The organism is Streptomyces sp. NPDC050548 (assembly GCF_044457385.1).
Classification (GTDB): Bacteria; Actinomycetota; Actinomycetes; order Streptomycetales; family Streptomycetaceae; genus Streptomyces.
On sequence record NZ_JBITGV010000015.1, the window covers coordinates 234,689 to 252,821 of the forward strand.

Sequence of the window (18,133 nt, forward strand, 5' to 3'; positions counted from 1 at the left end):
AACCCGCTTCTCTGCTACGGTGCCCTGTCATGGCGGCGAAGAAGGCCGAGCAGGCGCTCGTGGACCAGTGGCGGGAGATGCTGGCGCTGCACGCCCGCACGCAGTGCGAACTCGACCGCACCCTCCATCAACACGGCCTGTGCGGCAGTGACTTCGAGGTGCTGGACGTGCTGGCCGGTGACGCGTGCGCCTATCGCGTCCAGGAGATCTCCGAGCGCGTCCACCTCAGTCAGAGCGCCCTGTCCCGGCTGATCGCCCGGCTGGAGAAGGACGGTCTCGTCGAGCGCGGCATGTGCGCGGAGGACCGCCGGGGCGTGCGCGTGACCCTCACGGACAAGGGGCGCGACCTGCACGGCGAGGTACTCCCGCTGCAGCGCGCGGTGTTGACGCGGATGCTGTCCGACTGACGGACCGTCAACTCCAGGTGATCGCCGACTTCTCCCGCCACAGCGCGGCGAGCGACGCGTCCCCGGAGACGGCCGGGAACGGCGTCCGGTTCCACAGCGCCGTATACAACTCCCAGGCGGGACCGGTCAGTTCGCAGTCGACGTCCCCGGAACCGCCCCGCTCGGCCGCGGGCGGCTCCTGAGACAGCCGTACGGTCCACACGGCGTCGTCCGTGTCCGTGGCCCGCACCCGCAGCACCCGGGGCTCCACGCTGCGCACCCTGCTGCGGTCGCGGGCGTGGAAGCCCCGCAGCAACTCGTCGATGCCGTCGGCCGCGAAGTCCGGGGCGATCGCGGTGGGGGCGCCGCCGCGTGCCGACTCCGCGTCCAGCCGGTGCACGGTCGTCTCGTGCGCCTGCCGGCGGGCCCAGAACGCGAGCGGCGACGGAGCCGGCAGGAAATACCAGCACGCCACGTCGGGCGGTGCGGCGGAGAGGGTGTCCACCAGGCGACGGTGCCCCTGCCGGAACCAGGCCACCAACTCGGCGCCGTCCAGGTCCGGCAGACCGCCGTCGGGGTGGTACGCGGTGTGTCCCTCGGCGACGAACGCGGTCGCCCAGCGATGCACCATCCCCGTGTGCCGCAGTAGATCCCGCACCCGCCACTCCGGGCAGGTCGGCACCTCGGCGTCGACACCCGCCTCCTCGGCGGCCGAGGCCAGCAGGCCGCCCTCCCGGTCCAGGGTCCCCACGAACGCATCGGTGTCCATGGGGCGAGTGTGCCGCACGGAAGGCGGAGACGGGTGCTCCCGGGATCAGTCGGTGGCGAGCGCCTTGCGCAGTGTGGTGACGGCCAGGGTGATGGCGGCTTCGGCGGCGTGGGTCTCCCGCAGGGCGTTGAGCATGACGAAGTCGTGGATGATGCCCTGGAAGCGGACGGCGGTGACGGGGACCTGGGCCTCGCGGAGTTTGTTGGCGTAGGCCTCGCCCTCGTCGCGCAGGACGTCGGCCTCGCCGGTGATGACGAGGGCCGGGGGCAGTCCGGTGAGCTGCTCGGTGGTGGCGCGCAGTGGGGAGGCGGTGATCTGGGCGCGTTCGGTCTCGTCGGTCGTGTACTGGTCCCAGAACCACTGCATGCCGTCGCGGCGCAGGAAGTAGCCCTCTGCGAACTGGTGGTAGGAGGCGGTGTCGAAGCTCGCGTCGGTGACCGGGTAGAAGAGCACCTGCTGGACCAGGGGGACATCGCCGCGTTCCTTGGCCATCAGGGTCAGTGCGGCGGTCATGTTGCCGCCGACCGAGTCGCCGGCGACGGCGATGCGGGTGGCGTCCAGGTCCTTGGTCGCGCCCTGCTCCACAACCCACTTGGCCACCGTGTAGTTCTGCTCGGTGGCGACGGGGTAGCGGGCTTCGGGGGAGAGGTCGTACTCCGGGAAGACGACGGCGGCCTGCGTGCCGACGGCGAGTTCGCGTACGAGGCGGTCGTGGGTGTGGGCGTTGCCGAAGACCCAGCCGGCGCCGTGGATGTAGATGATCACGGGGAGCGGGCCGGTGACGCCTGCCGGACGCACGATACGCGTCCTGACCTGGCCGGTGGGGCCGCCGGGGACGGTGATCCACTCCTCGTCGACGGCGGGCTTGGCGATCTCCCCGGACTGGACCTCGTCTACTGCCTTGCGGCCTTCGGACGGGGTGAGGTCGAAGAGGTAGGGCGGGTTCGCGGTCGCCTCGGCGAAGGCCTGGGCCGCCGGTTCGAGGACGGGGCGGGGTGCGGTGCTGTCGGTCATGACGGTCTCCTCACGAGCGGGCGCCGCGGACGGGCCCGGTGAGGTCCGGGGCCGGTGGTGCGGCACGAGGATGAGAGTAGCGCGCGATTAAGTCGTGCACAACTAAAGCGGGCTCGATAGGATCGACCGGACCTGAACGATAAGGTGGTGATTGCCCTGAAGAGCACCGGAGCACCGCAGCGAGGAGTCGCACCATGAGCCCAGCCGCCGCGGAACCGGCCGAGGGATCGCTGCTCCTCGACGACCAGCTGTGCTTCGCCCTGTACGCGGCCTCCCGCGCGGTGACCGCCCGCTACCGGCCGCTGCTCGACGAGCTGGGCCTGACCTACCCGCAGTACCTCGTCATGCTCGTCCTCTGGGAGCAGGACTCGATCTCCGTACGGGAACTGGGCGCCGCGCTCCAGCTGGAATCCAGCACGCTCTCCCCGCTGCTGAAGCGGCTGGAGGCGAACGGACTGCTGCGCCGCGAACGCCGGCTCGACGACGAGCGCTCGGTCGCCATCCGGCTCACCGACACCGGCGCGCGGATGCGGGAGCGAGCCGCCGCCGTGCCCCTCGCGATCGGCGACGCGATGGGTCTGACCCCCGACCAGGACGCCCTGGCGAAGCAGCTCCTCCGGCTGATCACGGCCAACGTCGCCACCGGCTGACCGGCCTCCCACCTGCGCGTTCATGCCCCGCGGAGCGGTGTGTCGTCGCCGCTGTTCAGCTTAGTTTGCAGGTCCAACGGCATCTCCAGGACCGGGTCCCCGGTATACGGTCCGAAGCGATTTCCCGAAACGAAATGGCTTACGTCAATGGAGATTCAAGCCGAACAACCACGTCAGCCTCCGGGCCACGGGACACGACTGACGGAGTCGGCACCGTCACCCCCGCCGTAGCCACGCCCGGAACGCCACGCGCAGTTCACACCCGGTCAACCCGCCCCCGTACGACGACGTTTAGAGGTGCCATGCCGACCCTGGTCTCCGAAGTCTCGCCCCCCTCCCCCCAGCCGGACTCCCCGTCCCGCCACGTCACCGGCACCATCCTGCTGGCCTGCCTGGGAGTCTTCGTCTCCTATCTGCCGGTCGTCGGTGTGTCGGTGGCGCTCCCGGTGATCCAGCAGGCGCTGGACGCCTCCACCACCGGGCTCCAGTGGATCACCGACGCGTTCATCCTCCCGACCGCCGCCCTGCTGCTGACCTGCGGTGTCATCGGTGACCTCTTCGGCCGCAAGAAGATGTACCTGATCGGTCTGGCGCTGTCCTGCGTGGGCTGTCTCGTCGCCCTCACCGCGCACAGCGTCGTCCAGGTCTGCGTCGGCCAGGCGCTCACCGGGATCGGCACCGCCGCGCTGCTCCCCGCGACCCTCGGCCTGATCAGCCACGTCTGTCCCGACCACCGCAAGCGGGCCGGCGCGATAGCCCTGTGGACGGCCGCCCTCGGCCTCGGCCTGACCCTCGGCCCCCTCTTCAACGGACTGATCGTCGAACACACCACCTGGCGCTGGATCTTCCTGCCCACCCTGGCCATCGGCGCCCTCACGATCCTGGTCGGCGCCTTCGTCCTGGTCGACTCCCGCTCCGACCGCGAACGCCACCTCGACATCCCCGGCCAGCTCCTCGCGATCGTCGCCATCACCGGCATCGTCTACGGCGTCATCGAGGGCGGCGGCGCTCCGGGCTGGGGTTCGGCGGAGGTCGTGACCGCGTTCGTCGTGGCGGCCCTGGCGCTGCCGGCCTTCGTGGTCGTCGAACTGCGCTCCCGCTGCCCGATGTTGGACATGCGCCTGTTCAAGTCCACGGCGTTCTCCGGGGCCGCGTTCGTCATGGCGCTCACGCTGTTCGCCCAGGTCGGTCTGGTCTTCTCGCTCAGCGAGTACTTCGGCCTCGTCCACCACGCCTCGACCTGGGACATCGGGGTGCGCCTGATCGCGCTCAACGGCTTCACCGTCGTCCTCGGTCCGGTCGTCGGCCGGCTGATGCACCGCTTCTCGCCCGGCCTCGTGCTGGTGACCGGCCTGCTCGTCGGCGGCATCGGGGCGCTCCTGGTGAACCTCTTCGACGCCACCACCGGCACCGGTGAAGCGGCCCTGGTCATCGCGGTGTTCGGCATCGGCATCGCGCTGGCGATGGCCCCGATCACCACGATCGCCATGAACAGCCTGCCCCGCCGCCTCGGCAGCACTGCGGGCGCCGCCAACAGCGCGCTCCGCCAGATCGGCAGCGCCCTGGGCCCCGCCATCTTCGGCGTCGTCCTCACCAACCGCACCCTGGACACCCTGCCCGGCCACGTCGCCGCGTCCGGCCTGAGCCCCGCGGACCAGGGCCAGGTCATCGGCACGGTGAACGGCGTCGGCATCCAGGCGGGCGCCTTCCTGCACCTCAACTCCGGTGAGGCGACCGGCCAGGCCCTGGCCGCCTACGGGGCGAGCTTCACCGACGCGCTCCACACCTGCGCCCTCGTCGGCGGAGTCGGCATGCTCGTGGCCGCCGCAGTGGCCCTCGTCACGATCGGCGTCCGCTCCCGCGCCCCGCACATGGAGACAGAGCCCGCGGTGGCGGCTCAACCGGCCGCCGGTGCAACGGCCGTCGGCGAGACCGGCTGACCAACGACCGCTGTTCCAGGGGTGGTTGGTCATCGGCTACGACACCGATGGCCAACCACCCCTGTCGTACGGTCCGTTCAGGCCGAGGTGTCGTCCTTCTCCAGCGCGGGCGCGAGGAGATGACAGAGCGAGTCGGCCAACAGCCGCAGAGGGTCGGCCGTTTCCAAGGGCCACTCGACGGCGATCCAGGCGGAGAAGAACGACTCGGTCTGCAGTACGGCCATCAGCGCACGCTGCCGGGCCTCCGCGGGATCCACGCCCCGCCATCGCCCGTAGTCGCCGACCAGCATCCCGACATACCGCTCGTGCGCCTCGACGTACTGCGTCCGGCCGTCGCCCAGACTGCGCAGCGCCGTCGGGGCCGCCGCGTTGGCGACACGACGGATGGGTGCCATCTCCCGCCAGCGGACCGCCGCCTCCTCCAGCCAGGCCCGGATGTCCGCCGGCGTCCACCGGGGCAGCGCGGCCAGGTCGGCGTAGGCCTCGCCCATCAGGCCGTACAGGCGCTCCACCAGCGCGTCCACGATCTCGGCCTTGCCGGGGAAGTGGGCGTAGACCGTCACCCGGGTCACCCCCGCGGCCTGGGCGATGTCCTCCATCCGCGCTTCGAGAAAGGGCTTCTCGGTGAACACCGTGACGGCCGCTTCGAGCAGTCGGCGATGGGTGAGGATCTTCTGCTCTTCGCGCAGGTTCCTGCGGGGCGTCGGCTCCATCCGCCCAGTCTCTTGCATGACGCGACTATACGGCGGGTGGGGCGCGGTCCGCTGACCGATGCCGCCCTGACCTGGTGTTTTGGTGAAGCTGACGGCTACGGCCGGTGGAAGGGCTTGTAGATCTGCCACAGCGCCGACGCCGCCATGGCCGACTGGCCGAGGATGTTGGGGTGCGCGGCCATGGTGTTGGCGGCCGGGCTCAGCGACTCGATCCACCGTTCGTCGCGGGGGCGGCACATGTCGTGGCCGATCGTCGGCGTATAGGTGTCCGCGAAGGACGTGCCGGTCCCGGCGGCCACCGCCTGGCGGGCCAGTGCCTGGTTGGCCTTCTTCGTGGTGTCCCGCAGATAGGCGAAGTCGCCCTTGGCGAACGGGACTTCGGGGCAGGCGACGCCGTCGTCGGGGAAGAGTGCGGGATACCCCACGACGATCACCTTCGCGCGCGGGCTGCGCCGCCTGATGTCGGCGAGCACGTCGTGGACACGCCCCTCCATGGTGGCGACGCGCTCCTCCAGTACGTCCTTGCCGTCCGCCGTGAAGTACCGCTCGCAGGGGCTGCCGTCCCGGTCGGAGGAGGCGAGGCGTGCGCAGGTGGCGAGCACACTGGAGAAGCCGACGTCATTGCCGCCCAGGGTCAGGGTGACGAGTCTCGTGTCGGCGGTGAGCGCGTCGATCTGCGGAGGCTTGCTGCCCTTGCCGTTCCAGAAGTCGCGTGTGGTGGCGCCGCTGCAGGTGACGTCCTTGAAGGCGTGGCGCGGTCCGACAGCGGCGAAGAACTTGGCGATGAGACTGGGGTAACTGCCGTTCGTACGGTCGCACTCCGTGTCCTTCACCCCGGCCAGTCCGGCGCCGGACGCGTAGGAATCGCCGAGCGCGACGTAGGGGGATCCGCCGCCGCTACTGGCCACCGAGGTCCCGGCGGACACGGCCGAGACCGGGGTTGCACTGGGCGCGCTCATGGTGAACGCGGCTGCCGAGGTGACCACGACTGCCGTGGCGGTACGGAGATTTCGCGACCGGCGGCCGGCGAATTGGGGCAATCCGAATAGGGGCACAACGCCTCCGCGCTCTCGTGGAATGGGATCGCCGCGGCGCGCCGTACTGCCGGCGCCGCCGCGTACCGGAGAGCGGGCGGCCGGCTCCGTCGAGGGGCCGCGCGCTTTCTCGATGTGATCGAGGCTATGGCGGGGGCGGGGCGCCGTCCTCGTGCCCCGGGACGATCACCGAGTCCAACCGGAGATAGAGAGTGCCTGCGTGTCAGCCGTGGCGAGTGCCCTGTGATCCCTGGAGGTTGTGGGTGAGCAGTTCGACGGACTGCGGTACGCCGACTCCGGTGTCCCCCGTCTCCGGGAGCCGTCCGTCGGTCACCTTGAGGTCGGTCAGAGCCCTGTCCATCGCCTCGTGCGCGGCGAAGAGACAGGGGGTGCTGTAGATCGCCACGTCCACGCCGAGTTCCGCCAACTCGCCCAGGGACAAACGGGGGGAGCGGCCACCGGCGATCTGGTTGAACAGCAGCGGCTTGTCGCCGATGGAGTCGCGGATCCGGCGGATCGTGTCGACATCGCGCACCCCGTCCACCAGCACCACATCGGCGTCGGTGGCGGCGAGCGCCTTGGCGCGCGTGAGGATCTCGGCCTCGTCGGTCGCGTCGGTCCGCGCGACCACGGTCAAGTCGCCGGTCCGGCAGGCCAGTACGCGTTCGAGCTTGTCGAGGTACTCGTCGAGCGGGAGGAGTTGCTTGTTCGACACATGACCGCACCGGCGCGGACGCTTCTGGTCCTCCAGGATCACCCCCGAGGCACCGGCCCGCTCCAGCCGCCGTACGACATGACAGGCCACCTCCGGGTCGCCGTAGCCGTCGTCGATGTCCACCAGCAGGTGGTGGCGGGGGAAGGCCCAGCGGAGCCGTTCCGTGAAGGCCACGATGTCCGGCCACGCGATGAAACCGATGTCCGGCAGGCCGTAGAAGGACGCCGCGAATCCGAACCCGGAGACGAAGAGGCCGTCGTAGTGCTGGGCGGCGATCGACGCCGAGTACATGTCGTACACGCCGATCAGAGGAGTCGTGCCGGAAGCGGTGATCGCGCTGCGCAGTGCGCTGCCGTGAGGCATTGAACGGGTCCTCTTGTCTTTTGCGATGGTTGTGATGTGCGCTTACGCAACGACCGTTATGTTTTTGGGGTTACGCGGGTACCCGTCGACCAGGGCCGCGTCGTTCAGGTGATGTGTCCTGGTTGATCACATGATGCCGAGGGTGGTCAGTGGACGGTTGGCGTCGCGGGTGTGGTGGCGGAGTCCAGCGGCGATGTTCGTCTGGTTGCCGAGTCGGAGAGCGCCGATGGCCAGGTTGCGCAGGGATGCCATGGCACGTGGAGCGGTGCCGGTGCGTACGCGGGAGGCGTCCTCGGCGTACGTGGTGTCCCTGACCAGGCCTCATGGAAGGGGATGAACTGCGGATGGGTTGAACCGGGATCCTTACTGTGCGCCAACGTACAGCGAACATCCCCTGCCTACCCTGGCATTTTCGCCGCCCAAGCGGAGCCGACCTCCCCTCTTCGCGCGGGCCTGTGTCGGCCGTGGGGAACCCTGTGACAAGATCCGCTGGCATGTCATCTGTCATGTCGTCAGCCATGCCTTCGTCGCCCACGGGCCCCTCAAGAACCGGTCGCCGTCTGCTGGTCGCCCTGCTCGCGCTGCTCGCGACGGCAGGCTCCACCGTGGCCGAGGCCGGCACGCCGTCCGGCCCGGCGCCCGGCGCCGCGGTGAGAGCGGCCGAACCCGCGACGCCCGACCGCCCCAGCTACGACGTGAAGCTGCGCGCCGACGCCGACGGCTCTCACTGGGCGGGCCGGCAGACGGTGTCCTTCCGCAACGCCTCCAGCCGGCCCCTGCGTGAGGTGTACATACGCCTGTGGGGCAATGGCGAGGACGGCTGCGGGACATCCGGAAGACCGTCCCCCGTCCGTGTCTCCCACGTGCGCGGCGGCACTCCGGGCCGCCCCGGCGTGAAGTGCACGGCGCTGCGCATCGCTCTGCCGAGGCCGCTCGCACGCGGCGAGCGGACGGCCGTCTCCTTCGACTTGGCCCTCACCGTGCCCGCACGCAACAACCGCTTCGGCCGCGAAGGCGCGTTCCGCTTCCTGGGCAACGCGCTGCCGGTCCTCGCCGTGCACGACGCGAGGGGATGGCACCTCGATCCGTATGTGTCGTACGGCGAGAGCTTCTACACCCTGGCGAGCGACTTCCGGGTGCGCCTTGACCACCCGTCCGCCCTCAAGGTGCCGGCGACCGGCAGCACATGGACCCGCCCCGGCGGTACCGGGCGTACGGTCACCCACAGCGTCGCCAAGCGGGTGCGGGACTTCGCATGGGCGGCGGGCCCGTTCCGCACCGCGACCCAGACCTCGCCCGACGGCGTGCGCGTGAAGTCGTACTGGTCGCCGAACACGCCCGCCGCCGGTGTCCGCCTCAACCGCAAGGACGGCGTCGCCGCCATCGACCGGTTCGGCAGGGAGTTCGGCCGCTATCCGTACGGCGAGATCGACCTCGTGATGACTCCCGGGTTCGCCGGCGGCATGGAGTACCCCGGCCTGGTCATCCTCGGCACCGAGGAGGAGGGCGGCGCCACCGTCCATGAGATCGCCCACCAGTGGTGGTACGGCGTCGTGGGCAACGACGAGTACAACTCACCCTGGCTGGACGAGAGTTTCGCTCAGTACGCCAACGCGCGCTACTACCGCTGGGACGGGTTCGAGTGCTCGCCGGACGACTCCTGGCCGAGCGCCACCGCCGCGCTCACCAACTCGATGACCTACTGGTCTGCACACCGTGGCGAGTACTTCCAGGTCGTGTACGGGATCGGCCCCTGCGTCCTGGCCGACCTGGAGCACGTCCTCGGGGCCGGCACCATGGCGCGCCTCATCAAGAAGTACGCCCACGACCACTGGTACGGCGTCTCCACCACCGCCGGCTTCAAGAAGGCCGCACAGTCGATGACGCACAGGGACCTCGGCCCCTTCTGGCGGAAGCACCGCATCCGCTGAAGTCGCACTCCGCTCGCGGGTGACGGGCGTACCCCGTCGGCGCCACGACGACGGTGACCGACGGGGTACGCGGGCAGGGCGGCGTCGTTCCGGCGTGCATCCGGGTTGATTGGGCTTCAGGAGCTGGGGCAGGACTGCGGGGGCTGACGCGGAGGCAGGCACGACTTCCCCGATGACCTCCCCGGCCAGCTGACCTGCCTGGCTCAGGTGCCCGATCCCCGCCGGGACCAGGGCCGACGCCACTCGCTCGCCTTCGTCCTCTCCCTGGCCGCGTGCGCGGTCCTGGCCGGAGCGAAGTCCCTGGCCGCGATCGCGGAGTGGGCCGCCGACGCCCCGCCCAACGTCCTGGCCCGGCTCGGTGGCCCATGCCGGGAGCCGGACCGCGGCCCCGTCGCCCCGGCCGAGGCCACCGTGCGTCGTGTCCTCCGACGCATCGACGGCGACGCGCTGGACACAGCCGTCGGAAGTTGGCTCGCCGGGCGCGAACGCGCCGCCGGCCAGGAGGAGAGCGACAGCGACCGGCGGCCCCTGCCCTCCCTCGCCGTGGACGGCAAGACCGTGCGCGGTGCCCGCCGCACCGACGGCACCCAGGTCCATCTGCTCGCCGCGATGACGGGGGCCGGTCTGGTCACCGCCCAGCGCGAGGTGGACGCCACGACCAACGAGATCACCGTCTTCCCGCCCCTGCTTGCCCCGCTCAACCTGCACGGCACGGTGGTCACCTTCGACGCCCTCCACTCACAGACCGCCCGCGCGCGCTTCCTCGTCGAGGACAAGCACACCCACTACATCGCGCTGGTCAAGGGCAATCAGCCCACCCTGCACCAGTGGCTGAAGGCCCTGCCATGGCGGGAAGTGCCACTCCTGGACAAGACGCGGGCCACCGCGCACGGCCGCGACGAGATCCGCCGGATCAAGGCCGCCGCCGTCGCCGGGATCGCGTTCCCACACGCGGTGCAGGCCGTCCAGATCGTGCGCCGCCGACGGATCGTCACCACCGGCAAGGTCACCCTGGAACGCATCCACGGGGTGACCGACCTGACCGCGGAGCAGGCCGACGCAACCGAGATCGCCCGCCGCGTCCGCGGCCACTGGGGCATCGAGAACAAGATCCACCACGTCAGGGACACCACGTACGCCGAGGACGCCTCCCGCGTACGCACCGGCACCATCAACCAGGACACATCACCTGAACGACGCGGCCCTGGTCGAACAGGCAGAGCGGTAGCGGCCGGTCGGTAAATGGGTGGCGTGGTGTTGGGGGTGTCGGGACACTGCTTCGGTGATCCGTACCGTGCTGCCTCGACTGCTTCGGCCCTGTGCTCTGGTGCCCGGGGATCTCGTCGTCATCGCCTCGCTGTCCGGACCGCTGCACGCCGTCTACGAGCCCGACCTTGAGCAGGCGGTGGTCGTGCTGGAGCGGATGGGGTTTCGGGTGCGGCGGGCGCCCCTTCTGCAGGCGGGACGGCAGCGTTGGTGGAGTGCGGCGCGGCCGGCGGAGATCGCCGAGGAGTTCAACGGGCTGCTGCGTGACCCCGAGGTGCGGGCGATCGTCGCGCACGACGGCGGTCAGACGGCGCTCGGTTACCTCGACCTGATCGACTTCGAGGCGGTCCTCGCCGACCCCAAGCCGGTCCTCGGGTACAGCGACATCTCGCTGCTGCATCTGGTGCTCTACGCCCGCACCGGACTCGTCGGATTCCACGCCGACTTGGCCACCCCCGGACTCGGCGGCCACTGGCAGAGAGCGTCCGCCGCGCGCCAAGTGGTGCTTGAGCGGCTCTACTTGAGGCTGCTGACCGGCGGCGAGGCGACCGGCGCGCTGCCGACCACCCCGTCCTGGGAGTGCTGGCGCCCCGGTCGCGCCGAAGGCCCGCTGATCGGCGGAGTGATCAACCGCATCGTGTTCGCGCAGGCGACGCCGTACGCGCTGCCGGTCGAACGGTTCGACGGCGCCGTGCTGTTCTGGGAGGAGATGGGCGGCCAGGCAGCGCATGTGTGGAGCCTTCTGCACGTGCTACGGCACTGCGGCATCCTCGATCGGATCTCCGGCATGGTCGTGGGCGTCCCGCACGAGATCGACGGGCTCGGGACGTCCGACGACGGGCTCCCGACTCTCCGGGAAATAGTTCTCGACGTCCTTGGCGACCGTGACATCCCGGTCCTGGGCAACGTCGAGATCGGGCATGCCGGGCCGAATCTGCCGATGCCGGTCGGTGTCCGTGCCCAACTGGACGCCGGGCAGCGGACGTTGTCATTGCTCGAACCGGCGGTCGCCGTCTCTCAGGCCGATCTCTCGTCCGCCGCGAGGTCCGAGGGGTGACGTGCCAGAGGTGTCACCTCGATCGCCATGTAGGGGAACAGCGGTAGATCCCACAGGAGTTGGTGCAGCTCCTCGTTGTCGGCGACGTCGAAGACGCTGATGTTGGCGTACTGGCCGACGCACCGCCAGATGTGCACCCACCGTCCCGACTTCTGCAGTTCGCGGCAGTAGTCCTTCTCGCGGGTCACCAGGTCGTCGCGGATCTCGGGGGCGAGGTCGCGGGGGAGGGAGACCTGTATGTGTACGGCGAACAGCACGCCGCATCACGCCTTGTCGAGAACGAAGTCGTACGTGACCTCCCGGCCGTCGCCGTCCGCGACCGGGGTGGGGGCGAGGATCAGTTCGGGCTTCACCGCGGTGGCGATGTCGTCGGCCACGTGCTCGCCGCCCTCGAAGTACAGCTGGGTGGTGATGAGTTGGTGTCCCGGGGCCGAGACCTTGAGGTGCAGATGGGCGGGGCGCCAGGCGTGCCAGCCGGCCGCGTCGATCAGCTTGCCGCAGGCGCCGTCCGTCGGGATCTGGTACGGCGCCGGCTGGACGGTGCGGATCCGGAAGCCGCCCCGGTCGTCGGCGACGATCGTGCCGCGCAGGTTCCATTCGGGCAGGCCGGGGGCGAACTGGGAGTACAGGCCGTCGTTGTCGGCGTGCCACATCTCGATGGTGGCGCCGGGCAGCGGGGTGCCGTCGACGGAGCGGACCCGGCCCTGGAACAGCAGCGCGGTGCCGTCCTCGCCGTCCCGCATGGGAAGGGCCGACTCGGCAGGAAGGACAGGGGAGTCGGGCACGTAGTAGGGGCCTTCGATGGTGCCCTTGCTGCCCTCGCGGCTCGCGCCTGCGACCTCCTCGACGGCATGCTCCAGCCATACGTCGAGGAAGAGTGGCCACTCGCCGTCCTCACCGACCTGGATCAGCCAGGACTTCAGCGCGTCGTACTCGGCGTACGTCACCTCGTGGCGGCGGATGATGTCGTGCGCGGCGGCGAGCAGTTCGGTGACGAGGGTGTCGACGCGTTTGGTGTCGACGCCGGCCGCGTCCGTCCGCAGCCTGCTGCGGAACTGCTCGGTGGCGGCGGCTCCCGAAGCGGCGGCGGTGGCCTGCTCGGTGGTGGTGTCGGTCATGGTGATCCGTCCCTCGGAATCAGTTGCGGCAGCTGTGTCAGCGGTCCTGGCGGTAGCGCGCCAGCTTGTCGGGGTCGATGTCGATGGCGAGCCCGGCACCCTCGCGGATGCGGAGCGTGCCGTTCTCGATGGTCAGCGGCTCGGTGAGGAGGTCGTCGGTCATGTCGAGGAAGTTGGAGAGTTCACCCGCGAAGCGCGAGCTGCCGCGGTGGGCCGCTCCGAAGGTCACGGTGCACAACGTCCCTATCTGGCCGTCGATCTGATTGCCCATCACCACTTCCACGCCCAGTCCCTCGCAGGTGTGCAGGACGCGCTGGGAGGCGGTGAAGCCGGTGCGGGCGGTCTTGATGCTGATGGCGGTGGCGGATCCGCCGAGCAGTTCGCGGGTGACCTCGGCGGGCCGGGTGGCGCTCTCGTCGGCGATGAACGGCACGGGGCACTGCGCGACCAGCCATCGGCGGCCCAACACGTCGTCGGCGGGGCAGAGTTCCTCCGCGAAGGTCAGGCCGAGGTCGGCCATCTCCCGTAGTGCGCGGGCGGATTCCGAGGCCGTCCAGCCCCGGTTGCCGTCGATGTACAGCTCCACGTCCGGGCCGAGTGCCTCGCGCAGCGCGCGGCAGGCCGCGACGTCCTCGGTGTAGGGGTGGCGCCCGACCTTCACCTTGAAGGTGGTCACGCCGTAGGTGTCCCGGATCCGTTCGGCCTCGTCGACCATGGCGGCGGCCGGGGCGAAGCCCACCATGTGGCTGACCCGCATCCGGTCGGTGTAGCCGCCGAGCAGCCCGGACACCGGCATGCCCGCGGCCTGGCCGAGGATGTCCCACAGCGCCATGTCGATCGCGGCCTTCGCGGCCGGGTTGCCCACGGTCCGGTCGAGGCGTGCGTGCACCGCCTCCCGCTCCAGGGCCGACAGACCCAGGAGCTGCGGGGCGAAGATCTTGTCGATCACCGCCACGATGGACTCCTGTGTCTCGCCGTAGGTGTACGGGCGTGGCGGCGCCTCGGCCGTACCCGTCAGGCCCTCGTCGGTGTGGACCCGCACCAGTACGTGATCGGCGGAGTGCGCTTCCCCGCTCGCGAATCTCAGCGGCTTCCGGTAGGGAATCGCGAAGGGAACGGCTTCAACTGCGGTGACTTTCACGGCGATTCCCCTGCGCTTTCGTGGATTTCCTGCGAGGCGTCCGCCAGAAACACGTCGTTTCTTTCGAGTACGTCGAGCAGGCGCCGCAGCAGTGGCGAGTCGTCGTCCGCCCGCCAGGCCAGCACCAGGGGCACGGACAGCGCGTCCTCGATCGGCTTGCACACCACGCCCTCACGCGGTGCCGAGCGGATCGAGTCGGGCAGGACCGCGATGCCGAGGCCGGCCGCGACCAGGGCCAGGGCCGCGGAGGTCTCGGTGACCTCGTAGGCGGCGTGCGGGTAGAAGCCGGAGGTGAGGCAGCTGCGGACCACGGCGTCGTTGACGACGGAGCCGAGCGTCGCGCCGTACATGATGAAGTCCTCGTGGCGCAGCTGCTCGACGCGGACGGTCCTGGCCTCCGCGAGCCAGTGTTCCTCGGGTACGGCGGCGACGAGGGGTTCCTCGGCGATGAGCCGGTGGGCCATGCCTTCCTGGCGGATCGGCGGGCGCAGCAGTCCGATGTCGAGGCGGCGCTCGATCAGCCCCGACTCCTGGGCGGGCGTGAGCATTTCGGTGTGCACCTCCATCATCACGTGCGGCAACTCCCGTTTCAAAAGCCGTGCCAGGACCGGCAGTTGGCGGTACGAGGCCGAGCCCGTCAGGCCGACCCGGAGCACTCCCTCCACCCCCGAGGCGAAGCGGCCCGCCCGCGCCACCGCCTCGTCGACGGCCTTGACGATGCGTTCGACATCGGTGCGGAACACCTCGCCGGCGCCGGTCAGGGCCACCTGCCGGGTGGTCCGGGTGAACAGCTCCACCCCCAGTTCCGTCTCCAGGCGGCGGATCGCCTGGGAGAGCGGCGGCTGAGCCATGTGCAGCCGCTCGGCCGCCTTGCCGAAATGACGTGTCTCGGCGACGGCCAGGAAATAGCGGAGATGGCGAAGCTCCATCGGGTTGCCCCTTTCTTGCGGGGCCCTCGAATGCGCTCCAGCGTAGGAAGCGAACCCCATACGACACAAATACTTGATTGCATCGTATTGAGACGCCCTCGATATCAATACCCCCCTGGGTCAACCCTGGGGGATTGTCCGGTGCCGGCACTTCACCGCGCTGTCATGGTGCTGAAAAGCAATGGCAACGAGAGGGACGGGATCATGGCCGACGACTTCAGCCGTGCACGGACCATCCTCGAAGACGCGCTCGTGGAGGACCCGGACCGCGGGGTGTACCGGGTCCGCAGGAGCGTCTTCACCGACGAGGAGCTCTTCGAGCTGGAGATGACGCACATCTTCGAGGGGAACTGGGTCTACCTCGCGCACGAGAGCCAGATCCCGGAGACCGGGGACTACTTCACCACATACATCGGCCGTCAGCCGGTCGTCATCTCCCGTGACAAACAGGGGGAGTTGCACTGTCTGATCAACGCGTGCAGCCATCGTGGCGCGATGCTGTGCCGCCGGAAGACCGACAACCGTACGACCTTCACCTGCCCGTTCCACGGCTGGACCTGCAGCAACAGCGGCCGACTGCTGAAGGTGAAGGACCCGCGCGAGGCCGACTATCCGGAGCAGTTCAACACCGACGGCTCGCACGACCTGAAGAAGGTCGCCCGCTTCGAGAGCTACCGCGGCTTCCTCTTCGGCAGCCTCAACCCCGATGTGAAACCGCTGACCGAGCACCTCGGTGACGCCGCCGTCGTCATCGACATGATCGTCGACCAGTCCCCGGACGGCCTGGAGGTGCTGCGCGGATCGTCGACGTACCACTACGACGGCAACTGGAAGCTCCAGGCGGAGAACGGCGCCGACGGCTACCACGTCTCCGCCACCCACTGGAACTACGCGGCGACCCAGGCCCGCCGCACCTCCGGCGAGTCCAAGAACGACACCAAGACGATGGACGCGGGCGGCTGGTCCAAGCAGAAGGGCGGCTTCTACTCCTTCGAGCACGGCCATCTGCTGCTGTGGACGAAGTGGCTCGACCCGACCAACCGGCCGCTGTACGAGAAGCGGGACGAACTCGCCGCCGAGTTCGGGGCGGAGAAGACCGACTGGATGATCGGTGTCTCCCGCAATCTGTGCCTGTACCCGAACGTCTATCTGATGGACCAATTCAGCTCCCAGATACGGCACTTCAGGCCCATCGCCGTGAACAGGACCGAGGTCACCATCTACTGCATCGCGCCCAAGGGCGAGCCGGCCGAGGACCAGGCCCGGCGCATCCGGCAGTACGAGGACTTCTTCAACGCCACCGGGATGGCGACCCCGGACGACCTGGAGGAGTTCCGCTCCTGCCAGAAGACCTACCGGGCGGGCGCCATGCCCTGGAACGACCTCAGCCGCGGCGCCGTGCACCAGCTCGCCGGTCCCGACGAGGACGCCAAGAAGATCGGCATCAACCCGGTCGCCAGTGGGGTGCGGACCGAGGACGAGGGCCTCTACCCCATCCAGCACGGCTACTGGCGACAGACCCTCAGCGACGCCCTGGAGTTGACCAAGTGAGCACTGTCGTCAAGGAGTCGACGCTGGAGGACATCCGGCAGTTCCTGTATCGCGAGGCCCGTCATCTCGACGACCGCGAGTTCGAGCAGTGGCTGGAGTGCTACCACCCCGACGCCGAGTTCTGGATGCCCGCCTGGGCCGACGACGACGAACTCACCCGCGACCCGCAGCGCGAGATCTCCCTCGTCTACTACCCCAGCCGGGCCGGCCTTGAGGACCGCGTCTTCCGCATCCGCACCGACCGTTCCAGCGCCACCAGCCTGCCCGAACCGCGCACCGGCCACAACATCACCAACGTCGAACTCACCGGCCGGGACGGCGACTTGGTCGGCGTGCGCTTCAACTGGTTCACGCTCTACTACCGCTACCAGACGGTCGACAGGTACTTCGGCACGTCCTTCTACCGGCTGGACGTCTCCGGCGCGGTTCCGCTGATCACCAGCAAGAAGGTCGTCCTGAAGAACGACTACGTGCACCACGTCGTCGACATCTACCACGTCTGAACCCCTCGAAATGAGCGCTCCCATGCCCTTCCAGGTCGCCCTGAACTTCGAGGACGGCATCACCCGGTTCATCGAGTGCCGCCCGGAGGAGACGGTCGCCGAGGCCTCCTACAAGGCCCGTATCAACATCCCCCTCGACTGCCGTGACGGCGCCTGCGGCACCTGCAAGTCTCTGTGCGAGTCAGGGAGTTACGACGGCGGCGACTACATCGACGAGGCGCTGACCGACGACGAGGCGGCGCGTGGCTACTGCCTCCCCTGCCAGATGACCCCGCACAGCGACCTCGTCCTGCGCATCCCGTCCACCTCGGCCGCCGCCAAGACCGCCGCCGCGACCCACGGCGCCACGCTCGCCGCCGTCCGCCAACTCTCCGCCACCACGGTCGAGTTCAGCCTCGACGTCGACGACCGGGAACGGCTCGACTTCCTCCCCGGCCAGTACGTCAACATCACCGTCCCCGGCACGGACCAGGCCCGCTCGTACTCCTTCAGCTCGGGTCCCGGCCAGGAACGGGTGTCCTTCCTCGTGCGGATCGTCGAGGGCGGCGCGATGTCCGGCTACCTCACCCGGCGCGCCCGCGTCGGCGACCGGCTCGACCTCCCCCACCGCCTGGTCCACCGCCCCGGAACTGGCATCGACCGGCTTCCTCGGTGCCAACGGCCTGAAGATCCGGGACGGGGCGCTCTGGGTCACCAACCTCGACCAGGGCACCGTCGTACGTATCCCCGTTCTCCAAGACGGACTTGCGGGCCGGGTCCGCACCGAGGCCACCGGCCTGCCGGGGATCGACGACTTCGCCTTCACCGGCCGCGGAGACCAACTGCTCGCCACCGTCAACGGTTCGAGCGAGGTGGTCCTCGTCGAGCCGTACCACGGCTCCGCCGTCGTACTGACCAAGGCCGACGGCCTGCGGAACCCCACCTCCATCGCCCTGCGAGGCGACACGGCCTACGTCCTGAGCGCGGCCTACGTCACCGCCGAGGACCCCAACCTGCTGCTCGCCCACCTGAACCGGTGACGAAGGTCCGGCGGTCGCCCGGTCGCCCGGTCGC

Annotated in this window: 19 protein-coding genes and 1 pseudogene; 10 read left to right on the forward strand and 10 right to left on the reverse strand. The window is 69.6% G+C overall.

Features of this window, described 5'->3' with window-relative positions; all coding sequences use genetic code 11:
* Window positions 1–29 precede the first annotated feature (29 nt).
* Window positions 30–407 carry a MarR family transcriptional regulator gene (locus tag ACIBJH_RS34925; RefSeq protein ID WP_359612612.1) on the forward strand — a complete coding sequence of 126 codons (378 nt, stop codon included), beginning with the start codon at window positions 30–32 and terminating at the stop codon, window positions 405–407.
* Window positions 408–414: 7 nt separating this feature from the next.
* Here ACIBJH_RS34925 and ACIBJH_RS34930 read toward each other — a convergent pair whose 3' ends face one another.
* Together ACIBJH_RS34930 and ACIBJH_RS34935 are read right to left on the reverse strand one after the other, a co-directional pair.
* Entirely contained in the window at window positions 415–1,155 is a 741-nt protein-coding gene (locus ACIBJH_RS34930) for a maleylpyruvate isomerase family mycothiol-dependent enzyme (RefSeq protein WP_399120927.1), read from the reverse strand.
* Between the two features lie 45 nt (window positions 1,156–1,200).
* Entirely contained in the window at window positions 1,201–2,169 is a 969-nt protein-coding gene (locus ACIBJH_RS34935) for an alpha/beta hydrolase (protein ID WP_399120928.1), read from the reverse strand.
* A 194-nt stretch (window positions 2,170–2,363) separates the two neighbouring features.
* On the opposite strand from ACIBJH_RS34935, the gene ACIBJH_RS34940 reads away from it, so the two are divergent.
* Entirely contained in the window at window positions 2,364–2,819 is a 456-nt protein-coding gene (locus ACIBJH_RS34940) for a MarR family winged helix-turn-helix transcriptional regulator (protein ID WP_399120929.1), read from the forward strand.
* 302 nt (window positions 2,820–3,121) lie between these two features.
* Complete coding sequence (locus ACIBJH_RS34945) at window positions 3,122–4,759, forward strand: MFS transporter (protein ID WP_399120930.1); 1,638 nt, start codon at window positions 3,122–3,124, stop codon at window positions 4,757–4,759.
* A 77-nt stretch (window positions 4,760–4,836) separates the two neighbouring features.
* On the opposite strand, the gene ACIBJH_RS34950 is transcribed toward ACIBJH_RS34945, so the two are convergent.
* The 4 genes from ACIBJH_RS34950 to ACIBJH_RS34965 all read right to left on the reverse strand — a co-directional run bounded on the left by ACIBJH_RS34950 (window position 4,837) and on the right by ACIBJH_RS34965 (window position 7,836).
* On the reverse strand, window positions 4,837–5,490 hold the full coding sequence (locus ACIBJH_RS34950) for a TetR/AcrR family transcriptional regulator (protein ID WP_399120931.1): 654 nt from the start codon (window positions 5,488–5,490) through the stop codon (window positions 4,837–4,839).
* A 77-nt stretch (window positions 5,491–5,567) separates the two neighbouring features.
* A complete protein-coding gene (locus ACIBJH_RS34955; RefSeq protein WP_399120932.1) occupies window positions 5,568–6,431 on the reverse strand; it encodes an SGNH/GDSL hydrolase family protein in 864 nt (287 codons plus the stop codon).
* Between the two features lie 298 nt (window positions 6,432–6,729).
* Window positions 6,730–7,584, reverse strand: coding sequence for an oxaloacetate decarboxylase (locus ACIBJH_RS34960; protein WP_399120933.1), 855 nt, complete (start codon window positions 7,582–7,584; stop codon window positions 6,730–6,732).
* Between the two features lie 126 nt (window positions 7,585–7,710).
* Window positions 7,711–7,836: a hypothetical protein gene (locus tag ACIBJH_RS34965; protein ID WP_399120934.1), complete on the reverse strand. Its 126-nt coding sequence runs from the start codon at window positions 7,834–7,836 to the stop codon at window positions 7,711–7,713.
* 266 nt (window positions 7,837–8,102) lie between these two features.
* Here ACIBJH_RS34965 and ACIBJH_RS34970 point away from each other — a divergent pair, with 266 nt between their 5' ends.
* The 3 genes from ACIBJH_RS34970 (at window position 8,103) to ACIBJH_RS34980 (ending at window position 11,838) form a co-directional block, all read left to right on the forward strand.
* Window positions 8,103–9,515 (forward strand): M1 family metallopeptidase, encoded by a 1,413-nt coding sequence (locus tag ACIBJH_RS34970; RefSeq protein WP_399120935.1) that lies wholly within the window; start codon window positions 8,103–8,105, stop codon window positions 9,513–9,515.
* A gap of 198 nt (window positions 9,516–9,713) precedes the next feature.
* Window positions 9,714–10,757, forward strand: a complete 1,044-nt coding sequence (locus tag ACIBJH_RS34975) for an ISAs1 family transposase (RefSeq protein ID WP_399120997.1) — start codon at window positions 9,714–9,716, stop codon at window positions 10,755–10,757.
* A 40-nt stretch (window positions 10,758–10,797) separates the two neighbouring features.
* Window positions 10,798–11,838, forward strand: coding sequence for an LD-carboxypeptidase (locus ACIBJH_RS34980; protein WP_399120936.1), 1,041 nt, complete (start codon window positions 10,798–10,800; stop codon window positions 11,836–11,838).
* Here the strand turns inward: ACIBJH_RS34980 and catC are convergent.
* The 4 genes from catC to ACIBJH_RS35000 are packed head-to-tail and all read right to left on the reverse strand — an operon-like array spanning window position 11,799 to window position 15,026.
* On the reverse strand, window positions 11,799–12,095 hold the full coding sequence (gene catC / locus ACIBJH_RS34985) for a muconolactone Delta-isomerase (RefSeq protein WP_399120937.1): 297 nt from the start codon (window positions 12,093–12,095) through the stop codon (window positions 11,799–11,801). The two genes, ACIBJH_RS34980 and catC, sit on opposite strands and share 40 nt — an antisense overlap.
* A 6-nt stretch (window positions 12,096–12,101) precedes the next feature.
* Window positions 12,102–12,956: a catechol 1,2-dioxygenase gene (catA, locus tag ACIBJH_RS34990; protein ID WP_399120938.1), complete on the reverse strand. Its 855-nt coding sequence runs from the start codon at window positions 12,954–12,956 to the stop codon at window positions 12,102–12,104.
* A gap of 37 nt (window positions 12,957–12,993) precedes the next feature.
* Window positions 12,994–14,097, reverse strand: a complete 1,104-nt coding sequence (locus ACIBJH_RS34995) for a mandelate racemase/muconate lactonizing enzyme family protein (RefSeq protein ID WP_399120939.1) — start codon at window positions 14,095–14,097, stop codon at window positions 12,994–12,996.
* Window positions 14,094–15,026, reverse strand: a complete 933-nt coding sequence (locus ACIBJH_RS35000; protein ID WP_399120940.1) for a LysR substrate-binding domain-containing protein — start codon at window positions 15,024–15,026, stop codon at window positions 14,094–14,096. Before ACIBJH_RS35000 ends, ACIBJH_RS34995 begins: the two co-directional genes overlap by 4 nt.
* Before the next feature lie 204 nt (window positions 15,027–15,230).
* Here ACIBJH_RS35000 and benA point away from each other — a divergent pair, with 204 nt between their 5' ends.
* The 4 genes and pseudogenes from benA (at window position 15,231) to ACIBJH_RS35020 (ending at window position 18,099) form a co-directional block, all read left to right on the forward strand.
* Window positions 15,231–16,577: a benzoate 1,2-dioxygenase large subunit gene (gene benA / locus ACIBJH_RS35005; protein ID WP_399120941.1), complete on the forward strand. Its 1,347-nt coding sequence runs from the start codon at window positions 15,231–15,233 to the stop codon at window positions 16,575–16,577.
* A complete protein-coding gene (gene benB / locus ACIBJH_RS35010; RefSeq protein WP_399120942.1) occupies window positions 16,574–17,080 on the forward strand; it encodes a benzoate 1,2-dioxygenase small subunit in 507 nt (168 codons plus the stop codon). The genes benA and benB overlap by 4 nt, the downstream gene beginning before the upstream one ends.
* Before the next feature lie 22 nt (window positions 17,081–17,102).
* Window positions 17,103–17,621 (forward strand): annotated as a pseudogene (locus ACIBJH_RS35015) (2Fe-2S iron-sulfur cluster-binding protein); the annotation flags it as partial.
* 310 nt (window positions 17,622–17,931) lie between these two features.
* Window positions 17,932–18,099 (forward strand): hypothetical protein, encoded by a 168-nt coding sequence (locus tag ACIBJH_RS35020; protein WP_399121001.1) that lies wholly within the window; start codon window positions 17,932–17,934, stop codon window positions 18,097–18,099.
* Window positions 18,100–18,133 lie beyond the last annotated feature (34 nt).

Coding starts and splice junctions, on each gene's coding strand:
- ACIBJH_RS34940 (WP_399120929.1), top strand. CDS start 2,364: ATGAGCCCAGCCGCCGCGGAACCGGCCGAGGGATCGCTGCTCCTCGAC.
- ACIBJH_RS34930 (WP_399120927.1), bottom strand. CDS start 1,155: ATGGACACCGATGCGTTCGTGGGGACCCTGGACCGGGAGGGCGGCCTG.
- benA (WP_399120941.1), top strand. CDS start 15,231: ATGGCCGACGACTTCAGCCGTGCACGGACCATCCTCGAAGACGCGCTC.
- ACIBJH_RS35000 (WP_399120940.1), bottom strand. CDS start 15,026: ATGGAGCTTCGCCATCTCCGCTATTTCCTGGCCGTCGCCGAGACACGT.
- ACIBJH_RS34925 (WP_359612612.1), top strand. CDS start 30: ATGGCGGCGAAGAAGGCCGAGCAGGCGCTCGTGGACCAGTGGCGGGAG.
- ACIBJH_RS34970 (WP_399120935.1), top strand. CDS start 8,103: ATGCCTTCGTCGCCCACGGGCCCCTCAAGAACCGGTCGCCGTCTGCTG.
- ACIBJH_RS34945 (WP_399120930.1), top strand. CDS start 3,122: ATGCCGACCCTGGTCTCCGAAGTCTCGCCCCCCTCCCCCCAGCCGGAC.
- ACIBJH_RS34965 (WP_399120934.1), bottom strand. CDS start 7,836: ATGGCATCCCTGCGCAACCTGGCCATCGGCGCTCTCCGACTCGGCAAC.
- ACIBJH_RS34955 (WP_399120932.1), bottom strand. CDS start 6,431: ATGAGCGCGCCCAGTGCAACCCCGGTCTCGGCCGTGTCCGCCGGGACC.
- ACIBJH_RS34950 (WP_399120931.1), bottom strand. CDS start 5,490: ATGCAAGAGACTGGGCGGATGGAGCCGACGCCCCGCAGGAACCTGCGC.
- catA (WP_399120938.1), bottom strand. CDS start 12,956: ATGACCGACACCACCACCGAGCAGGCCACCGCCGCCGCTTCGGGAGCC.
- ACIBJH_RS34935 (WP_399120928.1), bottom strand. CDS start 2,169: ATGACCGACAGCACCGCACCCCGCCCCGTCCTCGAACCGGCGGCCCAG.
- ACIBJH_RS34960 (WP_399120933.1), bottom strand. CDS start 7,584: ATGCCTCACGGCAGCGCACTGCGCAGCGCGATCACCGCTTCCGGCACG.